Raw genomic sequence first — 20,820 nt, 5'->3', positions numbered from 1 at the left:
GGTTAGAATTCAGCTTTCAATATAGGTACTATTTGCGTTCCGTTTATGCCTGGTTACTTTTTTGAAATAAGTAGAAGTATGTTGAAAGCTGAATGTCTTGTTTTGCCTATCTTCAAGGCAACAATGGGTCCCACCCATTTCTAATTTCTAATTCATACTTTCTAATTATAAAAGATGCAGGCTTACCTAGACTTGATGCGCCATATTCTGGACAAGGGCGTGAAGAAAGAAGACCGTACCGGCACTGGTACTATTAGTGTGTTTGGCTACCAGATGCGGTTTAACCTGCAAGAGGGCTTCCCGCTGGTGACCACCAAGAAAGTGCACCTCAAGTCTATTATCTATGAACTGCTCTGGTTTTTGCGGGGCGAAACTAATGTAAAGTGGTTGCAGGAGCGGGGCGTGAGCATTTGGGACGAATGGGCCGATGCCAACGGCGACCTGGGCCCGGTGTACGGCTCGCAGTGGCGGTCCTGGCCTACGCCCGACGGCGGACACATTGACCAGATTGCGCAGGTCATCCAGCAAATCAAGAACAACCCAGACTCCAGACGCCTGATTGTGAGTGCCTGGAACGTGGCCGAGGTCAACAACATGAAGTTACCGCCGTGCCATGCGTTCTTCCAGTTCTACGTAGCCGAGGGCAAACTCTCTTGCCAGCTCTACCAACGCTCAGCCGACGTATTTCTGGGCGTGCCCTTCAACATTGCCTCCTATGCGCTCCTCACCAAGATGGTGGCCCAAGTCTGCGACCTGGAACCCGGCGAATTCATCTGGACCGGCGGCGACACGCACCTGTACACCAACCACCTGGAGCAAACCGAACTTCAGTTAAGCCGTGAGCCCCGCCCATTGCCCAAAATGAAACTGAACCCCGCCGTGAAAGACATCTTCGGGTTTGACTTCGAAGATTTCACGCTGGAGGATTACCAGCCGTGGCCAGGCATTAAAGCGCCTGTGGCGGTGTAAACATCTGTCTGACTGCAGTAATTAAAATGAGTTGAAAAATATTTAAGATAAATTTTAATGGAAATATATAGTAGAAAAACAGATGATTTCTTTCCTGTGCACGGGAAGATAATGGGAGCAGGGTTTGCGATAGGAGGGTTACTCGCTTTATTTCAATACCCTCTTCTAGGTCTTATTTTATTAGGTATTACTGCCTTCATTTTTGGAGGTCGAAAGGGATTTGAGTTAAACTTTGCAGATTCAACATACAGAGAATACTGGGGATTACTTGGATTGAGGTTTGGAGAATGGAAGAAACTACCAAACCTTCAACGGATATCTATAGTCAATATGAGGTCTGTTTATAGAAACCAGAATTACAGAACTGGCCTAAGCACATATTCTAGTGATGTTAAAACAGCATTAAATTTAAGAATCAATGATTTAGATTATTTATGTGCAGGAAAAGGCAAGTATAACCAAATCATGGATGACGTACTTTATTTATCTAATCAATTAGATTTAGAAATAATAGATGCTACTACTGATGAAAGAAAGGTAATAAATAGAAGAAGTGAACCTCAAGTTAATAGTGTAGTTTAAGAGTTCGTGGATTTCACACTGGAAGACTACCAGCCGTGGCCGGGGATTAAAGCGCCAGTGGCGGTGTAAGTATCAGTTCATAGGAAATGGAATTTCAAAAACACCTTTTCAATAATCGTTAAGTTGAATTAGCTAGTGTTTAGGTAAGTTTTAACTTTTTAAATAAATATGTTTGCAAATAGTAAAAAAATCTATTGTATTCTTTGCACAGTTGTTTCATTCTTTGGGTGTGGTAAAAATTCAAAAATTAATAATGAAGCAATAAAATCAATTACCCCTTATCAAATAGAATATAGCTTCTCACAATACTCAAATACAAAAAGTTTAACTAATCACAAAGATTCTTCAATAGCATTTATAAATTCTCTTTATAAAAAAGACTTCAAACAGGCTAAACTACTTAATCCTAAGATATCATCACTAGTTGTTACAGAAGGAATAATTAATATGAATGGTGAAAAGCCTTTTTTGAATGGATTGGGTGGATACATAGAAGACTATTGGAGGGATTCCTATGACATTTTATCCTTAACAGTTTACTTGAAAATCAATTATAATACTAGATTAGACCTTTACGATAAAATGCTAAGGGGAAGTTTGAGACTTGATTCCACTAATGTTCCTGCGCTCTATTTACTCTCAGAAGTAAGGTATAAATATGGGATCAAAGAAGATGCTTATTATTTAATTAATTTAATGAATACAATAGAAGGGGACAATCCTGAAGTTGCTAGATTATATAAAAATACTGAGCCATTTATTAAAAGGCTTAATCAACCATTACCTTCACTCTGTGATTTCTTACGGACTGATATTTTATTTTTAAAGGATGATAATTAATTCCTTGAATTAATTATACATAAATTATTAAAATTAGCCAATTTATATAATGCTAGATTTTATCTTCCTAAAATACCTAATTTTACTAGATCTTATTTTATTTGTAGTTTTTTCAATATTTGAAATTAATGAATTTGATAGAATATTTAGATTAACTTCTTTTTTATTATTAATTGGTGTTCTAAGAGAAAGTTTAATAGCAACTTTGGTAATTATAATTTCAATAATTTGCAAATATTTTAATTTAAAAAATTACTCAGCAACAATAATATCAATAATAGCAACATGCATTATTATGATAATTGTTTTTTCACAAGTTTCGTTTGATGGAAACTTAGTAAATAATATCCTTTCATTGTTTAAGGATAGTAATTTGTTTATAATAAATATTTTACCATTTATTTCCACATCCTCAATTATGGTATTAATAATTTTTTTTAAAAATATAAAAATCAAAATTAATTAATCATAAATATTATTGCGTAGTTCTTTTCTCCCCACCATCGTCCTTGCCCAATTTGCCTGCACCTCTCTTTGGTTTGCGGGCAATGCGGTGTTGCCTGAGCTGATTCCGCTGTTGCAGTTGGAGGCCAGTTCGTTGCCTCACCTCACGTCGGCGGTTCAGTTGGGGTTTATTCTGGGTACGTTGGTGTTTGCAGTGTTCACCATTTCAGATAGGTTCTCGCCGTCAAAGGTGTTTCTGGTGTGCGCGTTGGCAGGAGCGGGGTGTAATTTGAGTTTGTTGGGCGCCAGTGGGTTGAGTACGCTCTTGCTGTCAAGGTTTTTGACAGGCTTTTGCTTGGCGGGTATTTACCCGGTGGGCATGAAGATAGCCTCAGATTACCACCAACGCGGTTTGGGCAAGGCGCTGGGGTTTCTGGTAGGGGCTCTGGTGCTGGGTACGGCCTTTCCGCATCTACTCAAGAGCCTCACCCAAGGGCTGAATTGGCGCTACGTCATCTGGGGGACTTCGGGATTGGCGGTGTTGGGCGGGCTGAGCTTGTTTTGGTTGGTGCCTGACGGTCCGCACAGAACCAAAAACACGCAACCCAATTTCAAAGCCTTCTTCCAAATCTTCCGGCAGAAAGAATTCAGGGCCGCGGCGTTTGGGTACTTCGGGCACATGTGGGAACTGTACACCCTCTGGGCCTTCGTGCCGGTCCTGCTTGCCTTTTACGCCCAGGCGCATCCAGACGCTCAGCTCAACATTCCCTTACTTTCCTTTGCTATTATCGGCATTGGGGCCGTGGCCTGCGTGCTGGGCGGCTATCTTTCTGGCCGCATTGGCAGCGCGAAGACGGCTTTCGGGGCGTTGGCAGTTTCCATTGTCTGCTGTCTGCTGTCGCCGTGGTTGATGGGTTTGCCGTTGGTCGTTTTCCTGGGTGTGCTGTTGGTCTGGGGTTTCGCCGGGCCTATGGACTCTCCGCAGTTCTCCACGCTGGTAGCCCAGAACGCACCGGCCCAAGTTAAAGGCACCGCGCTCAACATTGTCAATTCCCTGGGCTTCGCGCTCACCATTGTCAGCATTCAATTCTTGAGAAGCATCCAAGGTATGGTAGACCCGCGCTATTGGTTTCTGTTCCTCGCCATAGGGCCGTTGCTGGGGTTGTGGGCAATGCGGAGGTTGGTTGTTAAGGAAGAATAGTTGGATTCGTTTTTAGGCTGTTTTCTGGAAAGTAGACCAAAAACGGAATGACTTTAATCAATGCGATTCTCACATTAATTCTTTCACGCATTTCGTCCCCCTTTGAAGGGGGTAGGGGGATGACAGAGGTGCTAGTAGAACAAAATCCAAGTGCAATAGAAGAATTAAAATTGATCCTCAGGATCTCATTATCAGGTTTAGTAATCATCCTCCAACCCCCTTCAAAGAGGGACGAAATGCGTGTCATTACCTTCACTTATTAATCATTAATCACTACTCCCGTTCTCCAATCTGTTGGCGCCACATGGCGTAGTAGAGGCCTTTCAGCGCTACCAGTTGTTCATGAGAGCCGGTTTCTACTATTTGGCCTTTTTCCAGCACGATGATGGTATTGGCATGGAGGATGGTGGAGAGGCGGTGGGCAATGAGGATGGTGATGCGCTCTCCAGAAAGGGAAACTTCTTTGACGGTGTCGGTGATCTCGTCTTCGGTGAGGGAGTCCAGCGCCGAGGTGGCTTCGTCAAAAATGAGCAGGCGCGGGCTGCGCAAGAGGGCGCGAGCGATGGAAATGCGTTGGCGTTCTCCGCCGCTTAGTTTCATGCCGCCTTCGCCTATGGTGGTATCCAGGCCTTTTTCTGAGCGGTGCATCAAGGTCATGGCAGAGGCTTTCTCCAGCGCGTCCAGCATCTCGGCCTCCGTGGCATCTGGTTTCACAAATAGCAGGTTCTGTCTTAGCGTGCCCGAAAACAACTGAGTCTCCTGCGTCACAAACCCGAACTGCCGGCGCACCGGGTTAAACCGAATGTCATTGGTAGAAATGCCGTTGTAGTAAATCTGGCCTTCTACGGGTTTGTACAGGCCCACCAACAGCTTCACCAACGTAGACTTACCCGATCCGCTGGGTCCCACGAAGGCAATGGTATCACCGGCTTTGGCTTCCAAAGAAATATTGTCAATGGCATTGGTGGCCGAGTCCTGGTGCCGGAACACCACGTTCTCAAACCGAAGGCTTTGAATGGGGCCGGTCTCAATGGGTTCCTCCGGGTTGGTCTCAATGGGCCGGTGCATGAGCGCATCATAGGTCTGGATGGAGGCGTCGGCTTCGCGGTAAAGCAGGATGATGTTACCCAAGTCTTGCAAGGGGGTGAAGATTTGCGCCGTGATGAACTGCATGGCAATCAGCTCGCCGGGTTCCAGAACCTTCCTAAAGATGAGCCATAGTAAAATGAAGAGGATGGATTGCTTAAGCAGGCTTAAGGCAGAACCTTGCAGAAAGCTGAGCGTCCTTACCTTGCGCACCTTTACCATTTCCAGCGCAAAGATCTCCTGTGTATGGTCCCGCAGGCGCCGGATTTCCTGAAAGGTGAGGCCCAGGCTTTTCACTAGTTCAATGTTGCGCAGAGACTCGGTGATGACGCCCGACATTTTGTTGGTTTCGCGGTTAATGCTGCGCTGCAGGGTTTTGATCTTGTTGCTGAGCAAGCCAGTGAGTCCGCCTAAGACCAGAATGCCTATCAAGAATACCGGCACCAGCGCCCAGTGCTTGGTCACGGCGTACCACACCAGAAACCCGATGCCCACCAAAGAGGAAAACAAGATATTGATAAAGGAATTGATGAACCGCTCAGTGTCGGTGCGCACCTTTTGTAAGATGGACAAGGTCTCACCGCTGCGTTGGTTCATGAACTCCTGGTAAGACAAGCGCAGCGTCTGCCGGATGCCGTCATTGAAAATCTGCATCCCAAACTTCTGCACCACCAATCGCACCACGTATTCCTGCATAGCCTTGGCCAATCTAGACAGCAAGGCCACCCCCACGGCAATGGCCAACAAGCGCAGGACACCTGAAACCAACTCATCCTCGGTTAAAGCTTTTTGCCGAAGGGCGTATTCGTCAATGATTTTCCCGAAGATGATGGGGTCCACCAGGTTTAACAGCTGGGCAGCACCCGCTAGCAGAAGAGACAGGAAGATAAGCCACTTGTAGGGCTTGAGGTAGGTCCAGAGTATTTTCATGCACAGATTGCCAAGTAATCAACCTAAACAGGCTGATGGCTATACGGCTGAACCAAGGATTAGCTGAAAGTTAAAACCTCAAAAGCAAATGGGCACCTGCATCGTTTTTGACCTAATTTCTGGAAATCAGGCGAAAAACGGCTCTTTATATCGAATGATAAAAGTTAACAGGTTAAAAAGGTAAAGGCGTTTCTAGCATCATTTTCTTTTCTGAACCTGAATAAAGATATTGCCACCTCAAGCAGTAATTCCCGCTATGGCCGTTTCTTTGTCAGACATTACCATCAGGACCTATTTACAACCCGGCGACATCGGCTACGTCACGTACTTGCACGGCTTGCTCTATAAGCGGGAATATAATTTTGGGGTAGCGTTTGAAGCCTACGTGGCCGCGGGCCTAGCCGAATTCTACCAACAGTATGATGATAAAAGGAACCGGGTGTGGGTGGCGGACCATAGCGGTAAAATAGTGGGCTTTCTATTGCTAATGGATAGAGGAGAGGCGGCCCAGTTGCGCTACTTCATCATCACGCCCGGTTACCGCGGGCTGGGACTGGGCAAAAAGTTGATGGACCAGTACATGGGCTTCCTGCATGAGTGCGGTTATCAAACGTCCTACCTCTGGACCACGCATGAACTCACCAAGGCCGCCAGCCTCTACAAAAGTTACGGGTTTCAGCTGAGCCAAGAGAAGGAGAGTACAGACTTCGGAAAGACGCTCACAGAACAGCGCTATGATTTAGTAGTATAAGAGAAGGTACCATCCGCTGTTTTTGGCCTCTTTTCCAGAAAACAGCCCAAAATCCGAACCTATGAAAGCCTTACTACTCATTGATATCCAAAATGATTTTCTGCCCGGCGGCTCTCTGGCCGTGCCCGAAGGGGACGCCATCCTGCCCATTGTGAACCACCTCCAGCACAAGTTTGAGTTGGTGGTGGCTACCCAGGACTGGCACCCGGCCAACCATAAAAGCTTTGCGGGGCAGCATGCCGGTAAAAAGGTGTTTGAAACCATCTCGCTCAACGGGTTGGAACAAGTGTTGTGGCCCCACCATTGCATTCAAACTACCCCCGGCGCCGACTTCCCTTCTTCGCTAGACATGCACCGGGTAGAAGCAATCTTCCGGAAAGGCACCAACCCCGAGATTGACTCTTACAGCGGCTTTTATGACAACGGCCATTTAAAATCCACAGCCCTGGCAGAATACCTGCGGGGCAAAGGCGTGACGGAAGTGTACCTGGCCGGCCTGGCTGCTGACTATTGCGTGTACTTCACGGCCAAAGACGCGTTGCAGGAAGGGTTTACCACCTACTACTTAGAAGATGCCACTCGGGCCATCAGCCCAGAAGGATTTGAGCGCGCCAAGGCAGACCTTTTGGCTCTTGGCGCACAGGTTATCCAAAGCACCAGCCTGTAGGCTTTAATCTGCCCGGCTTCTGAGTTCCACTATCACGTCCATCTTCTTCTGGTGCAGTTGCTGTTCCAGGCCCACCTTGTAGATGTGTGGGTTTAAGAGTCGGCGGTAGGTTTCATGGAGGCTTTCTACCTGTTGTCTGGTGCGGGCCTGAATGTCCTGCAAAGCAGGGGAGGTGTACACCAACTGGCCTTCCTGAAAGATGGGCACTAGGAGGTCTTCATGCGTGCAGGTGTCAGAGAAGCTCTTGTGCTGGGTAGGGTCATTGGGGTGCACCATGGTGATTGGTTTGGCAATGCCCGCATCCTCTGAATACAGCATATCGCCTACCAAGGTACCGGAGTCATAAAAACGGCGTACCTGCAAAATGCCCGGCGTAGACACCTTGATGAGTTGTTCAGAGAGTTTTACTTTGTAGTCCCACTGGCCCTGCTCGTTTTTAAGCGCCGCCAGTTTGAACACGCCGCCCAGCGCTGGTTGGTCATAGGCGGTAATGAGCTTGGTGCCAATGCCCCAGGTGTCAATTCGCGCGCCTTGCAGTTTCAGGCTTTCAATGAGGTATTCGTCCAGGTCATTGCTCGCAACTATAGACACCTTCTCAAAGCCAGCCTCATCCAGTAGTTTTCTGGCTTCAATGCTCAAATAGGCCAAGTCCCCTGAATCCAACCGAATGCCTTTCAACTCATGCCCCTTTTCCCGTAGTTTTTGGCCTACGGCAATGGCTTTTTTGACACCATCCATGGTATGGTAGGTATCTACTAGAAACACCGAGTCATCTGGGTAAACGCTGGCGTAGGTTTCAAAGCTTTCCTCTTCATCGTCAAAAGACATAACCCAGCTGTGCGCGTGTGTACCCTTTAAGGGAATGTTGTATAGCTGCCCCGCCAACACATTGGAAGTGGCGCCAATGCCGCCCACAAACGCCGCTCGGGTGCCAGACAGCGCGCCGTCCGGACCTTGCGCTCTTCGCATTCCAAACTCAATGATGGCATCGCCTTTGGCGGCGTCTACCATGCGGGCAGCCTTGGTGGCAATAAGCGTCTGAAAGTTGAGGATGGTCAACAAGGGTGTCTCTAGTAATTGGCATTGCAAGATGGGGCCTTGTATGCGTAGCAAGGGCTCATTGGGGAACACGGCCGTCCCTTCTGGAATGGCGTCTACCGTGCAAGTGAATTTTAGTTGGGTTAAATATTCTAGGAACTCCTTTTCAAACAGAGGTTGTTGCTGGTTCCCTTTCAGTTGGGCCAAAAAAGCGGTGTCCTGTTCTGTGAACTTAAAGTTCTGCAACAAGTCAATGGCATCTTCCAAACCAGCACTGATGGTGTAGCCACCATTGAAAGGGTTCTTCCGGAAATATAAATGAAAGACCGCTTCCTGCTCGGCGCGTTGTTGTTTCCAATAGCCCTGAGCCATGGTTAATTGGTACATGTCGGTTAAGAGGGCTAGGGACGGTTGGTAGCGTTGGGTGAGGTTCATAGTTGATCCAGATACTTCCTGAAGCGCTTACGCATAAGCGTCTAAATGGGTAGCGAAAAACAAAAGCAAACCATTGGGCCATCCCTTAAAAGAGTATGCCTATGTTAATGGTTATTGATGTTTTTCCATGTAAAACTAGCTGAAAATTAGGAGGTGCAACCTGTAAAATTGCTCTTAAACTTGTTGCTAAAAAGCTACAAATAATTGCATAGTTAAAAATGACTTTTTCTATATAGAAACGTATACTAATAAGGAGAGAATGTATTGGCTAGAGGCCAAGGAAGTTTGGACAAGATGTAGTCTTTTTTATCTTTAAATGTAAAGCTATGAATAGAACCTTACCCACTTTGCTTGCCCTCGGCTTTTTTGCCGGGATTTTCCTGTTGGCCTTTTCTACACCAGACAGTGTAGTTGCCACCTACAGGGTCATCGGGTTTGTAGCCTTTGCCTGTGCCTCTGGATTGGTGGCCATCTATTGGAACCGCATACGTGGTATCAATCCGTCAATGGGCAGCACCAGCATGGAAACCATGCGAAGAAACAAAGCCAACCTTTCCAGAGGTATTGGAAACATGAACGATCAGCTATCAGATAAACTGAAAGCCATGCGCCAAAAAAGGCATCGGCCGGTGCTGTTCCATCATTAAACTATATGAATTGCAAAATCAGATGAATACTCAACGCTGATTGTTTAGCACAGATTTAAATGCAGAAAAGCCTTCGGTCACGCCGGGGGCTTTTTTTATTACCTTAGGGCTCTGGTTAGGAAAGTCACAAGTCTGGACTTTCCATTTTAAAATTCCTTTGAATTATAGAAAATGGATAAAGTAAACCTAGTAGAAAAATTCTCTCAAATTAAGGATTATTGGAACCCCAGGATTGCTGGCGAGTTAAACGGACAGCAGGTGAAGTTGGCTAAGTTTCTGGGCGCTTTTGACTGGCACCACCATGACCATGAGGATGAGTTGTTTCTGGTAGTACACGGTGAGTTCACTATGGAGTTCAGAGACAGGAGCGTTTTGGTAAAAGAAGGCGAATTTCTAATTGTACCCAGAGGTATAGAGCATAGGCCCGTCGCCGAAAAAGAAGCTTCTGTGTTACTATTTGAACCAGCCGGCACGGTTAATACAGGTAATTTAACTGACAGTGAGCGCACTCGCCATACCTTAGACCGTATTTAGTTAATAAGCGTATTATATAAACCGTAAAAGCAGTGATCTCGCAAAAACACAGGGTCTTTTTTGAAGTGGCCAGGCAGTTGAGCTTTACCAAAGCCAGCCAGATACTATACATAAGCCAGAGTGCCATCAGTAAGCAGATTAAGGCCTTAGAAGAGTACTACAAGACCGGTCTGTTTGAGCGTCACGGCAATACCATCAGCCTGACGCCCGCTGGCAAACTCATCTTCGAGAAACTGGAGGCCGTGCAGGAAATCCAAAACGACCTGCACCAGCAACTGCCCCTGCTAAGCCAGGACTTTAAACCGCAAGTCACCCTGGTTCTGGGCGCCAGCACCACCATCTCTTTGTACATCCTGCCCCCCGTCTTGTCGGCGTACCTTACCCAGCATCCGCAGGTGCAGTTGAGCCTTAAAAATCGCAACAGCGAAAACATTCTCAAGGCGCTGCTGGACCATGACATTGATTTGGGCATTATTGAGGGCATTAACAAAGTGAGCCAGGTGACCTACACGCCTTTTCTGTCAGATGAGGTAATTGCCGTCTGTTCTCACCGAAACCCTATTAAAAAGCACAACCTGGAGGTAAAGGACCTTTACAACATACCACTGGCCATTAGAGAGGCGGGTTCTGGCACGCTGGCGGTGTTAGAAGAGGCCTTAGTACAGAAAGGAATAAAGCTGGCGCAGCTGCCCGTGCGGGTGCGTCTGGGTGGCACCGAAGCTTTGAAGAACTTTGTGCGTGTAGACACCTGCCTGGCGTTCTTGCCCCGGCAGGCGGTGGTGAAAGAACTAGCCTCAGGGGAATTGGTAGAAGTGCAGATCAAGGACCTGCACGTGCACCGCACCTTTAATTTTATTCAGCGCAAAGGCACCGAGAACAATGCGCCTTATAAGAACTTCATCCAGTTTATGAAGCGCCAATATTCCAAAACGGAATAGGCTATACCAAAACGCTGTTTGATTTGGTCATACCCTTTGCCCTACTTGCCAAGGCAAATGTGTTTGTTATGACCTCCAATTCCCTCACCACCATCAGCCAAATTACTACCTTAACCTGCTCTAAATGCGGCCAGGCATATTCCCATGATGTTTTGCAGCGCGTGTCTCCCTGCTGTGGCATGCCTTTGTTGGCGCAATATGACCTTGAGGATGGCTTGGCCAGAGAAATCCTTATGGGCCGAGAAGGCACCATGTGGCGGTACCAAGAAGTCTTGCCTTTGCTGGACGAGAAATACAAAGTCTCCCTGGGCGAAGGCTTTACGCCTTTGCTCAGCCTGAATACTTTGGGTAACCTATACGGCTTTGAAAATCTTATATTGAAAGATGAAGGCAAGAATCCCACCGGCTCCTTTAAGGCCAGGGGCCTGAGCATGGCCATCTCCAAAGCTTTGGAAATGGGTGCCGAGCAATGCATCATTCCCACCGCCGGAAATGCAGGGGTAGCCATGGCCGCCTATTGTGCCAAAGCCGGATTGCCCGCCGTGGTGGTTATGCCGCGTCATACTCCCAAGGCGTTTAAAGACGAATGCTACTGGTACGGCGCCGAGGTGCATTTGCTGGACGGCCTCATCCATGACTGCGCTGTCCACGTGCGCCACTTGAACCAGCATGGCGAATACTTGGACGTCTCTACGCTCAAGGAACCTTACCGCCTGGAAGGCAAAAAGACCATGGGCTATGAGATAGCGGAGCAACTGCAATGGTCGCTGCCAGACGTCATCCTGTACCCGGCAGGCGGCGGCACCGGCTTGATTGGCATCTGGAAGGCATTCCAGGAAATGAAAGCCCTGGGCTGGTTACCAGAAGACGTGAAACTGCCCCGTATGGTAGCCGTGCAGGCCCAAAATTGCAAGCCTCTGGTAGACACATATCTGGGACTACAAGACAATTCACAACAATACAACGGACTGCCTACATTAGCCAATGGCCTGGCGGTACCAAGACCTTTAGGCGAACCCTTGATGTTGGACGTGTTAGCGCAATCTGAAGGCACAGTTATGGCCATCACCGAAGATGAAATGGTAGAGGGCGTGCGCGAACTTGCTCAGAAAGAAGGGATTTTTGTTGCCCCCGAGGGTGCAGCCACGTGGATGGCAGCCCGCAAGCTTTTAGCCCAAGGCTGGCTTCATTCTCACGAACAGATACTCTTGCTCAACACCGGCAACGGTCAGAAATACATGGAGAACATGGAAGGCCGTTGGTCTATATAACTCATCCTACAAGTTTTAATTTAAATGCATTGGCGGTCAGTTCCCCTTTATTGGAGAAGCTGACCGTTGCGTTTTTGGCCTGTTTTCTGGGAAACAGGCCAAAAACGCTTTTAGTTATCTAGTGGTATTATAGTCGTACTTTCTATGACTGGAAGTTTTGGAAGAATGCTGGCATTTGTCTAAACTGAGCATTGTAAATCATTCTACCGCTACATGCTAATCCTTCCCAAACGCGCCTTGACCATCCTTTCCTTAGGCCTCTTATATTCGTGCGCACCATCTTACCAAAGCCTGCACCAGAAAGCCATTCTAGTAGACACGCACAATGATGTTTTGTCGCAGGTGGTGATGGAGGGAATGCCCATGGACCATAACCTAGCGGGCAAAGCGCACACAGATTTGGCGCGGCTTAAGGCTGGCGGAATGGACCTACAGGTCTTTGCCGTCTTCTGTGACGAAACCTATGGACCTGGACGCGCATTCGCGTTTGCCAATGCCCAGATAGACTCCCTGGAAGCCACCGCCCAACGCAACCCAGACAAATTGCAAGTAGTGCACAATCTGGAGCAAATGCGGGAGGCTGTGAAGGCGGGGAAGATAGCCGCGCTGACTGGCGTGGAAGGCGGCCACATGCTGGAGGAGAAGCTGGAGAACCTTGACCATTTCTACAAAAGAGGCGTGCGCTACTTGACCCTCACCTGGAATAATAGCACCACGTGGGCGTCTTCGGCGGCAGATGAGGTGAAAGGAAACGGCCGGAAAGGCCTAACCGAATTTGGTAGGCAGGTGGTACAGCGCATGAACCAGTTGGGCATGCTGGTGGACTTGTCGCACGTAGGAGAGAGGACTTTCTATGATGTACTGGAAACCACCACTAAACCAGTCATGGTCTCGCACAGCTGTACTGCCGCCCTTTGTCCGCATACCAGAAACCTGACGGATGACCAACTCATAGCCTTGGCCAAGAACGGCGGTGTAGTGCACCTCAATTTCTTTTCTGAGTTTCTGGACAGCACATACAACCAACGCGTGAAGGCTTTCATCAGTAAACACCAAGAGGACATAACAGCGCTGGAGCAAAAGGGAGTCTCCGGCTCAGCATTAAGGTCAGCCTTGTACAGCCAGTTCCCCCAAGAGACCGCTACCTTGAATCCGCCCATCTCAGTGTTACTAGATCATATTGACCATGTGGTGAAGGTGGCGGGCATAGACTATGTGGGCCTGGGCTCAGACTATGACGGCATCAGTTCGGCGCCCAAGGGTTTGGAGGACGTGTCTACCTATCCACTCATCACTAAAAGTTTGCTAGAGCGAGGCTATAAAAAGAAAGATATCGAGAAGATTCTGGGTGGCAATTTCTTAAGGGTCTGGAAAGCCAATGCAGCGGTTTCAAATTAAGGAACAACTTCGTCTTTGGCCTGAAACCTGGAATTCAGGCTAAAAACGTTTTACAATTACCTGAACGCTAACTGCCGAAGGTCTTCTAAAAGCTTAAGGTTCAGCGGGAGTGGTTTCCCTTCTAGGACTTGGATTGGCCGCAAGCCCATGACATTGGAACTGAACACTAATTCGGCTTGATGTAAAACCTCAGGCAAAAACTTCCCTTCTTCTAGATTCCAATGTGCGATGGCCGCCTTTTTTAAAAGGTTCCGGCGCATGACGCCATTGAGGCAACCGGTGTCTAGCGAAGGGGTGAAGAGCGTGTTCCCTTCGACCCAAAATATATTGGAATACGTGAGTTCAGAGATGTGTCCTTGCGTGTCCAGTAAGAGTAAATCCTCTAGCTGTCGTTCCTTCTTCTCCAGGCTGGCTAGGACGTACACCGGGGAATTAGGGCCTTTGAAACTTGAAAAGAGAGAGGCGTGGGTGTAGACAGAGGTACTAATGCCAATGCTCACCGGTTCCATAGTAGAAGGAGTCATGGCCTCAGCCGTCAAAAGCCACTCCACCGCGTTCGTTTGGGGAGTATACAATCCTTCGCCACCACGCCAGACCTTCAGCTTAACCCTCGCAAACTCAGCGCAATTATTCTTTAGGGCTAACTCCTGAATTGCTTTTCCCAATAAAACAGGTTGCAGGTCATCTGGCAGTTCCAACCGTAGCACTGCCGCCGCTTCCCGCATCCGTTCCCCGTGTTCCGCTAGAAACCGAACGTCGCCGCACACCAGCACCATGGTCTCAAAGAAGCCGTCGTTGTATTGGAAGGCCCGGTTGGTGAGGGGGAGAACTAGTTCGTTCTCTGGCAGATTGTGCCCGTTGTAGTTTAGATACACTTGAAATTTTGTTGTTTAAAGTAAGCCGTAGAGTTTGCCCGGCATGGCCTTGATCTGCCCGCTCATCTCTAAGGTAAAGAGCACCGAGGACAGTTGGCCCATGGAAAAATCAGTGTTCCTGCTCAGAACATCTATATGGGTAGGGCCGGCATGTTGTAATAGCTTCAATATTTTTTGCTCGTCCTCTGGGAAACCAGAAAAGTCGCGCTTGGGAAGAGCTTTGGGCACGGATGGACCGGCCAGGGCTTTGTCCCAGTTCAGCAGTTCTTCCAAATCCTTAAATTTGGTGTAGGGCACCGCCTTCAGGCTTTTGATGAGTTGGTTGGTGCCTTCCGAAGTCTCTGAGGTAATAGGGCCCGGGACGGCCATTACTTCGCGGTCATAGCTGTGCGCAATGTCTGCTGAGATAAGTGAACCACCAGATTCTGTAGATTCCACCACAATGGTACAGTCGGCCATGCCGGCAATAATCCGGTTGCGGGATGGGAAGCGCGGCGCGTCTGGCTTGGTCCCGAAGGGGAATTCAGAGAGCAGGCCGCCCTGTTCCAGCATTTTCTTGGCATCCTGGGTATGGGCAAATGGATAGATAGTCTCCAAACTGTTAGCCATAACACCCACAGTAGGTAATCCTTCTTTTAAAGCGGCGCGATGCGCAATGATGTCAATGCCATAGGCCAATCCACTCACCACCAAGGCCTCATGCTTCACCAAGTCACTCACCAGTTGCTCTGTCACTTTCTGACCATAGTCAGTACTTTTGCGGGTGCCTACTATGCTGATGACTTTCTGCGCATTCAGGTCTGCATTTCCCTTGTAATACAGCAGGAGCGGGGCATCCGGTACATCTCGAAGGCGGCCTGGATAAGCGGGATTGGTATAATACAATAGTTGAACATCTTCCTTTTCAGCGCGAAGGATAATCTGTTCTGCCTGTTTTAATGCTGCAGATTTGTGAGACAGAATGCTCTTGGCAAACACTTCGCCAATTCGATGGACCTTAGATAAACTTTCCAGAGACGCCCCAAACACCTTTTCCGGACTTCCTAAGGCCTGCACCAGCGTACGAGCATTGCCGCCACCAACCCTTGGTATCAAAGGCAGAGCTACCTGATACAGCAAATCGTAGGAGTTTAGAGTCTTGAGTCGCGAGTCTTGGGTCATGCAAGTGGGTACGACAAGCAATAAGCCTTAGTTAACAGTTTTCCATTTTGCCCTACTTTCCAGAAAACAAGCCAAAAATGAAGTCTTGGTGATGTGTTAAAGTTCGCTCATGTAAAATTACTAGCGACTCCACCATTTGCCATTAACTAGGGTAGTTGCGCTTTGATGCTGGTTAAGAATTCCTTGATTTTCTCAAGACTTTGCACCATTTCAAACTTTTCGCGGGCCTGTACGCCCCGGGTTTTGAGCATTTCTCGAGCGCCTTGAATAGTATACCCACGCTCTTTCACTAAGTGGTAGACAAAACGCAGATTCTCGATGTCCTTAGGCGAAAAGAGACGGTTTCCTTTCTTGTTCTTTTTGGGTTTTAGAATGTCAAATTCGGTTTCCCAGAACCTGATTAGGCTGGGAGCCACCTCAAACATGGCGGCTACTTCGCCAATGCTGTAGTATTGCTTTTCTATGTCGCGTTCTTTGTAAGGCACTGTTGGTTTAGTTCTGAGTCTTGAGTTCTGAGTTCTGAGTCTGGTTTACATCCTTGAATCGACTCTGGACTCAAGACTCAGAACTCAGGACTCTTTTCGTTTTTAGCTTGTTTTCTGAAAAACAGCCTGAAAACGCTATACTGGCCGCCAGATTTTGGTAAAAAAGCTTACTTTTGCAGGTGAGGCGGTGTGTACTGAAACGGCAAAAATTCGCTTTTTCTTTCGCATTTACAAGACTTTGCGCCTCGTATTACAAAGCTATTATTTAAATACATGACCTCGGCCCAGATACGTCAGCAGTTCCTAGATTTCTTCGCCTCCAAAGGCCACCAGATTGTGCCATCGGCGCCCATTGTGGTGAAAGACGACCCTACCTTGATGTTCATCAACTCAGGCATGGCGCCCTTTAAAGACTATTTCTTGGGCAACAAGCCGGCGCCGTATGTGCGTGTGGCAGATACGCAGAAGTGTTTGCGTGTGTCAGGAAAGCACAACGACCTGGAGGAAGTAGGTTATGACACCTACCATCACACCATGTTTGAAATGCTGGGGAACTGGTCATTTGGAGATTACTTCAAGCAAGACGCTTTGAAGTGGTCTTGGGAGTTGTTGACCGAGGTATACAAATTACCCAAAGACAGGCTGTACGTTTCCGTTTTCCAAGGCGATGCTTCTGAGAACCTGCCCATGGACCAGGAGGCGTTTGACATCTGGAAGACCATGATTGCCGAAGACCGCATCTTGATGGGCAACAAAAAAGACAACTTCTGGGAGATGGGCGATACCGGTCCCTGCGGTCCTTGCTCTGAGATTCACGTGGACCTGCGTACAGACGAAGAGCGGGCCCAGGTAGATGGAAAGTCGTTGGTGAACAATGACCACCCACAAGTAGTTGAAATCTGGAACAACGTATTCATGGAGTTTAACCGTCTGGCAGATAGCTCTCTGGTAAAACTCCCTGCGCAGCACGTAGATACGGGCATGGGCTTCGAGCGTTTGTGCATGGCCATCCAGGGCAAGCGTTCCAACTATGACACCGACGTTTTCCAGCCGATGATTCAGTTCATTGCCAAGGAAGCCGGCGTAGTCTATGGTGAAAACGAGAAAGTAGACATTGCCATCAGGGTCATCGCCGACCATATCCGGGCCATTTCCTTTACCATCGCCGACGGGCAGTTACCGAGCAACAATAAGGCAGGTTATGTAATCCGTCGAATCCTTCGTCGGGCTGTTCGTTACTCGTTTACCTACCTGAATTTCAAGAAGCCGTTCCTGAACACCATCGTTCCGGTGTTGGCCGACCAGCTGGCGAACGTATTTCCGGAACTGAAGGCCCAGCAGGCATTTGTGCAGCGCGTGATTGAAGAGGAGGAAAATGCCTTTTTGAGGACCTTAGAGAACGGCCTGAAGCGTCTGGATGCTTTGCAGGATTCCTTTAAAGCCAATGGCAACACCATTGACGGCAAGACCGCTTTTGAATTGTATGACACCTTCGGGTTCCCGCTGGATTTAACGGCCTTAATAGCCAAGGAAAGCGGCCTGACCATTGACGAGGCAGGCTTCACCATAGAAATGGAGCAGCAGAAGAACCGTTCCCGTAACGCCGCGCAAACTGAGCAAAGCGACTGGGTGATGTTGCAGCCAGACACCGAAACCGAATGGATAGCCTATGACGCAGAATCCACGGAGGCGAAGATTGTTCGCTACCGCGAGGTGACGGCTAAAAATAAAAAGGAATACCACCTGGTACTGGACCGCACCCCTTTCTATGCCGAAAGCGGCGGGCAGGTAGGTGATACTGGCGTGCTGGAATCTGAGTCGGGCAAAGTAAAAGTGATTAACACCGTCAAGGAAAACGACCTGATTGTGCACATCACCACGGAGCTCCCAAAGAACCTGGAAGAAACCCTAGTGGCCAAAGTAGACAGCCAGCGCCGCGCGTTAATCAAGAAAAACCACTCGGCTACGCACTTGTTGCATGCCGCCTTGAAGCAGGTGTTGGGCGACCACGTGAACCAGAAAGGCTCCCTAGTTAGCGACAAGCTTTTGCGTTTTGACTTTTCCCACTTCACCAAGGTAACTGAGGAGCAGTTGCGCGAGGTAGAGCGGATAGTTAACGAGCGTATCCGGGAGTCTATTGAGAAAGACGAGCGCCGCAACGTGCCCATTGAGGAAGCCAAGCAACTGGGCGCTACTGCCTTGTTCGGGGAAAAATACGGGGACTTTGTACGCGTCATCACGTTCAATAAAGACTACTCCATTGAACTGTGCGGCGGTATTCACGTGCGAAACACGGGGAACATCGGTTTCTTCAAAATTGTGAGCGAAAGCTCCGTAGCCGCGGGCGTGCGTCGTATTGAAGCCGTCACCGCCGATGTGGCCGAAGCTTTTGTAGACGAGCAAATCACGCAGTTTGAGGAAGTGAAGCAGGTACTGGGCGTGCAGAAGGAGTTCGGGAAGGCCATTGAGAAACTGCAGGACGAGAACGCCGCGTTGCGCAAGCAACTAGAAGCGTTTGAACTCAAGCAAGTGACGGCCCAGAAAGAAAAACTGGCCTCTGAGGTGCGCGAAGTGAACGGCGTAAACTTCCTGGCGGCTAAGGTAGACGTAAGCAACGCCGATTACCTGAAGAAACTGGCCTTTGACTTACGCTCTGTGGTGAACAACCTGGTGCTGGTGCTGGCCGCCAACGTAGACGGTAAACCGCAACTGGCCGTTATGCTGTCAGACGAAGTAGTATCGGGCAAAGGCCTGAACGCGGTGCAGATGGTGAAAGAACTGGCGAAGGAAATCAAAGGCGGCGGCGGCGGACAACCGTTCTACGCCACTGCCGGCGGCAAGGAAGTGTCAGGCCTAGACGCTGCCTTGGCTAAGGCTGAATCATTGCTAGCTTAGCAGAATCCGTTTTCAGCCTGTTTTCACCAAATCAGGCCAAAAACGAAAGTCCTTGGATTGCCATACTTCTATTTAAAGAAAATTTAAATTAAAGGAAATTTAAAATAGAAAACATAAGCCATTTTAAGGCTGTTTTCTAAAAAGTAGACCAAAAACAAAAAGCGTGTTGCGTGGTTTGCGTAATGCGTGTTACATAGAAAAAACATGAACGAAGACATCCGTTCCCAGTACCAGGCCATCATTGGTTTAGAGGTACACGCGCAGTTATTAACCGAGAGCAAGGCCTATTCGGCGGACTCTACGGAATACGGCATGCTACCCAATACCAACCTGAGCGTGATTACCTTGGGCCACCCAGGCACCTTGCCGCGCGTGAACAAGAAAGTAGTGGAGATGGCCATGAAAATGGGCGTAGCCACCAACTGCGAAATTGAGCGCCACAACGTGTACGCGCGCAAAAACTACTTCTACCCAGACCTTCCCAAAGGCTATCAGATTACCCAGGACAAAGGGCCTATCTGCACTAAGGGCTACATGGACATCAAGACCAAGGACGGCGGCGACAAGCGCATTGGTATCACCCGCATTCACATGGAAGAGGATGCCGGAAAATCCATGCACTTGGCCGGTGAGACCGAGACGCTGGTAGATTTGAACCGTGCCGGTACGCCCTTGATAGAGATTGTATCTGAGCCAGACATTAGGGATTCTGAGGAGGCCTACGCCTACCTTACCCAAATTAAGAAACTGGTGCAGTACCTGGACATTTGTGACGGTAACATGGAAGAAGGCTCGCTACGCTGTGATGCCAACATCTCTGTTATGAAAAAAGGCGCCGACAAGTGGGGCACCAAGGTAGAGGTGAAGAACATGAACTCCTTCAGGAACGTGCAGCGCGCCATTGAGCACGAGATTGAGCGTCAGATTGAGATTCTGGAGAACGGCGGCACCATTGACTCGCAGACCAGAAACTTTGACGCCAACACCGGCACTACCACCGGCATGCGCTCCAAGGAGACCTTGAACGATTACCGCTACTTCCCGGAGCCAGATTTACCGCCCGTAATCATCTCAGATGCGTGGTTGAACTCTGTGAAGGAAAGCATGCCGGCGCTTCCGCAGGAATTGCACACGCGGTTCACAGATCAGTACGGCCTTTCTGAGTATGACGCCAATGTGTTGGTGGACAGCAAAGACGTTGCGCTGTATTTTGAAGCTTTGTGCCAGCATACAAAAAACTACAAAGCAGCCGCCAACTGGGTGACTGGTCCTGTAAAGTCTTACCTAAATGAATTGGCTTTGGACATGCACGCTTTCCCGCTCAAGCCAGAGCAGATTGCTGGTCTTATTGAGCTGGTGGACAGCAACAAAGTAAGCCACAGTGTAGCCGCCAAGCAGATCTTCCCGTATCTGTTAGAAAATCCGGGGAAAACAGCCCAGGAAGTAGCCACAGAGCAAAACCTAGTGCAGGAATCTGATGAGGGCGCTTTGCAAGCTATTATTGACAATGTTCTAGCCGCCAACCCAGGAAAAGTAGCTGAATACAAAGCAGGGAAAGCCTCCTTGCTGGGCATGTTCATGGGAGATTTAATGAAGCAGACCAAAGGCAAGGCAGACCCAAAGATTGCGAATAAGTTATTGAAAGAGAGCTTAAATAAGTAATTCCACCTCAA

Annotated in this window: 18 protein-coding genes; 13 read left to right on the top strand and 5 right to left on the bottom strand. The window is 48.5% G+C overall.

Annotated elements, in window-relative coordinates:
- Positions 1-174: 174 nt before the first annotated feature.
- From TH61_RS15150 to TH61_RS15130, 4 genes are all read left to right on the top strand, one after another.
- Positions 175-969, top strand: a complete 795-nt coding sequence (locus tag TH61_RS15150) for a thymidylate synthase (RefSeq protein ID WP_066511181.1) — start codon at positions 175-177, stop codon at positions 967-969.
- A 57-nt stretch (positions 970-1,026) separates the two neighbouring features.
- Entirely contained in the window at positions 1,027-1,551 is a 525-nt protein-coding gene (locus tag TH61_RS15145) for a hypothetical protein (RefSeq protein WP_066511178.1), read from the top strand.
- Between the two features lie 168 nt (positions 1,552-1,719).
- Positions 1,720-2,391, top strand: a complete 672-nt coding sequence (locus TH61_RS15140) for a hypothetical protein (protein ID WP_066511175.1) — start codon at positions 1,720-1,722, stop codon at positions 2,389-2,391.
- Positions 2,392-2,869: 478 nt separating this feature from the next.
- Complete coding sequence (locus TH61_RS15130) at positions 2,870-4,036, top strand: nitrate/nitrite transporter (protein ID WP_066511170.1); 1,167 nt, start codon at positions 2,870-2,872, stop codon at positions 4,034-4,036.
- A gap of 273 nt (positions 4,037-4,309) precedes the next feature.
- Here TH61_RS15130 and TH61_RS15120 read toward each other — a convergent pair whose 3' ends face one another.
- The gene (locus tag TH61_RS15120) at positions 4,310-6,052 is read right to left on the bottom strand and encodes an ABC transporter ATP-binding protein (protein ID WP_066511160.1); all 1,743 of its coding nucleotides are present in this window, start codon (positions 6,050-6,052) and stop codon (positions 4,310-4,312) included.
- A 256-nt stretch (positions 6,053-6,308) separates the two neighbouring features.
- On the opposite strand from TH61_RS15120, the gene TH61_RS15115 reads away from it, so the two are divergent.
- Positions 6,309-6,803 carry a GNAT family N-acetyltransferase gene (locus TH61_RS15115; RefSeq protein ID WP_066511158.1) on the top strand — a complete coding sequence of 165 codons (495 nt, stop codon included), beginning with the start codon at positions 6,309-6,311 and terminating at the stop codon, positions 6,801-6,803.
- A gap of 61 nt (positions 6,804-6,864) precedes the next feature.
- Complete coding sequence (pncA, locus tag TH61_RS15110) at positions 6,865-7,470, top strand: bifunctional nicotinamidase/pyrazinamidase (protein WP_066511156.1); 606 nt, start codon at positions 6,865-6,867, stop codon at positions 7,468-7,470.
- Between the two features lie 3 nt (positions 7,471-7,473).
- Here pncA and TH61_RS15105 read toward each other — a convergent pair whose 3' ends face one another.
- The gene (locus tag TH61_RS15105; RefSeq protein WP_066511149.1) at positions 7,474-8,943 is read right to left on the bottom strand and encodes a nicotinate phosphoribosyltransferase; all 1,470 of its coding nucleotides are present in this window, start codon (positions 8,941-8,943) and stop codon (positions 7,474-7,476) included.
- 326 nt (positions 8,944-9,269) lie between these two features.
- On the opposite strand from TH61_RS15105, the gene TH61_RS15100 reads away from it, so the two are divergent.
- From TH61_RS15100 to TH61_RS15080, 5 genes are all read left to right on the top strand, one after another.
- On the top strand, positions 9,270-9,590 hold the full coding sequence (locus tag TH61_RS15100; protein WP_066511147.1) for a hypothetical protein: 321 nt from the start codon (positions 9,270-9,272) through the stop codon (positions 9,588-9,590).
- Positions 9,591-9,761: 171 nt separating this feature from the next.
- Positions 9,762-10,124, top strand: coding sequence for a cupin domain-containing protein (locus TH61_RS15095; RefSeq protein ID WP_066511145.1), 363 nt, complete (start codon positions 9,762-9,764; stop codon positions 10,122-10,124).
- A 32-nt stretch (positions 10,125-10,156) separates the two neighbouring features.
- Positions 10,157-11,062, top strand: coding sequence for a LysR substrate-binding domain-containing protein (locus tag TH61_RS15090; RefSeq protein ID WP_066511142.1), 906 nt, complete (start codon positions 10,157-10,159; stop codon positions 11,060-11,062).
- A gap of 68 nt (positions 11,063-11,130) precedes the next feature.
- Positions 11,131-12,333 carry a threonine synthase gene (locus tag TH61_RS15085; protein WP_066511139.1) on the top strand — a complete coding sequence of 401 codons (1,203 nt, stop codon included), beginning with the start codon at positions 11,131-11,133 and terminating at the stop codon, positions 12,331-12,333.
- 213 nt (positions 12,334-12,546) lie between these two features.
- Positions 12,547-13,731 (top strand): dipeptidase, encoded by a 1,185-nt coding sequence (locus TH61_RS15080; protein WP_066511136.1) that lies wholly within the window; start codon positions 12,547-12,549, stop codon positions 13,729-13,731.
- A gap of 56 nt (positions 13,732-13,787) precedes the next feature.
- On the opposite strand, the gene TH61_RS15075 is transcribed toward TH61_RS15080, so the two are convergent.
- The 3 genes from TH61_RS15075 to TH61_RS15065 form a co-directional block, all read right to left on the bottom strand.
- Positions 13,788-14,606, bottom strand: a complete 819-nt coding sequence (locus TH61_RS15075) for an aminotransferase class IV (RefSeq protein ID WP_066511134.1) — start codon at positions 14,604-14,606, stop codon at positions 13,788-13,790.
- A 15-nt stretch (positions 14,607-14,621) separates the two neighbouring features.
- Positions 14,622-15,767: a DNA-processing protein DprA gene (dprA, locus tag TH61_RS15070; protein WP_066511133.1), complete on the bottom strand. Its 1,146-nt coding sequence runs from the start codon at positions 15,765-15,767 to the stop codon at positions 14,622-14,624.
- A gap of 146 nt (positions 15,768-15,913) precedes the next feature.
- A complete protein-coding gene (locus tag TH61_RS15065; protein ID WP_066511130.1) occupies positions 15,914-16,252 on the bottom strand; it encodes a MerR family transcriptional regulator in 339 nt (112 codons plus the stop codon).
- 273 nt (positions 16,253-16,525) lie between these two features.
- Between TH61_RS15065 and alaS the strand changes: the two genes are divergently transcribed.
- Together alaS and gatB are read left to right on the top strand one after the other, a co-directional pair.
- On the top strand, positions 16,526-19,147 hold the full coding sequence (gene alaS, locus TH61_RS15060) for an alanine--tRNA ligase (protein WP_066511127.1): 2,622 nt from the start codon (positions 16,526-16,528) through the stop codon (positions 19,145-19,147).
- 204 nt (positions 19,148-19,351) lie between these two features.
- A complete protein-coding gene (gene gatB, locus TH61_RS15055) occupies positions 19,352-20,809 on the top strand; it encodes an Asp-tRNA(Asn)/Glu-tRNA(Gln) amidotransferase subunit GatB (protein ID WP_066511124.1) in 1,458 nt (485 codons plus the stop codon).
- Positions 20,810-20,820: the final 11 nt, after the last annotated feature.

The sequence above is a fragment of the Rufibacter sp. DG15C genome (assembly GCF_001577755.1).
Lineage (GTDB): Bacteria > Bacteroidota > Bacteroidia > Cytophagales > Hymenobacteraceae > Nibribacter.
The sequence above is the reverse complement of the archived record's forward strand: the minus strand, read 5'-3'. Positions and strand labels throughout refer to the sequence as shown.

Excerpts from the sequence above, each read along its gene's own strand:
- TH61_RS15140 (WP_066511175.1), top strand. The coding sequence starts at position 1,720 with ATGTTTGCAAATAGTAAAAAAATCTATTGTATTCTTTGCACAGTTGTT.
- TH61_RS15120 (WP_066511160.1), bottom strand. The coding sequence starts at position 6,052 with ATGAAAATACTCTGGACCTACCTCAAGCCCTACAAGTGGCTTATCTTC.
- dprA (WP_066511133.1), bottom strand. The coding sequence starts at position 15,767 with ATGACCCAAGACTCGCGACTCAAGACTCTAAACTCCTACGATTTGCTG.
- pncA (WP_066511156.1), top strand. The coding sequence starts at position 6,865 with ATGAAAGCCTTACTACTCATTGATATCCAAAATGATTTTCTGCCCGGC.
- TH61_RS15085 (WP_066511139.1), top strand. The coding sequence starts at position 11,131 with ATGACCTCCAATTCCCTCACCACCATCAGCCAAATTACTACCTTAACC.
- TH61_RS15100 (WP_066511147.1), top strand. The coding sequence starts at position 9,270 with ATGAATAGAACCTTACCCACTTTGCTTGCCCTCGGCTTTTTTGCCGGG.
- TH61_RS15115 (WP_066511158.1), top strand. The coding sequence starts at position 6,309 with ATGGCCGTTTCTTTGTCAGACATTACCATCAGGACCTATTTACAACCC.
- TH61_RS15080 (WP_066511136.1), top strand. The coding sequence starts at position 12,547 with ATGCTAATCCTTCCCAAACGCGCCTTGACCATCCTTTCCTTAGGCCTC.
- TH61_RS15150 (WP_066511181.1), top strand. The coding sequence starts at position 175 with ATGCAGGCTTACCTAGACTTGATGCGCCATATTCTGGACAAGGGCGTG.
- TH61_RS15095 (WP_066511145.1), top strand. The coding sequence starts at position 9,762 with ATGGATAAAGTAAACCTAGTAGAAAAATTCTCTCAAATTAAGGATTAT.
- alaS (WP_066511127.1), top strand. The coding sequence starts at position 16,526 with ATGACCTCGGCCCAGATACGTCAGCAGTTCCTAGATTTCTTCGCCTCC.
- TH61_RS15105 (WP_066511149.1), bottom strand. The coding sequence starts at position 8,943 with ATGAACCTCACCCAACGCTACCAACCGTCCCTAGCCCTCTTAACCGAC.
- TH61_RS15145 (WP_066511178.1), top strand. The coding sequence starts at position 1,027 with ATGGAAATATATAGTAGAAAAACAGATGATTTCTTTCCTGTGCACGGG.
- gatB (WP_066511124.1), top strand. The coding sequence starts at position 19,352 with ATGAACGAAGACATCCGTTCCCAGTACCAGGCCATCATTGGTTTAGAG.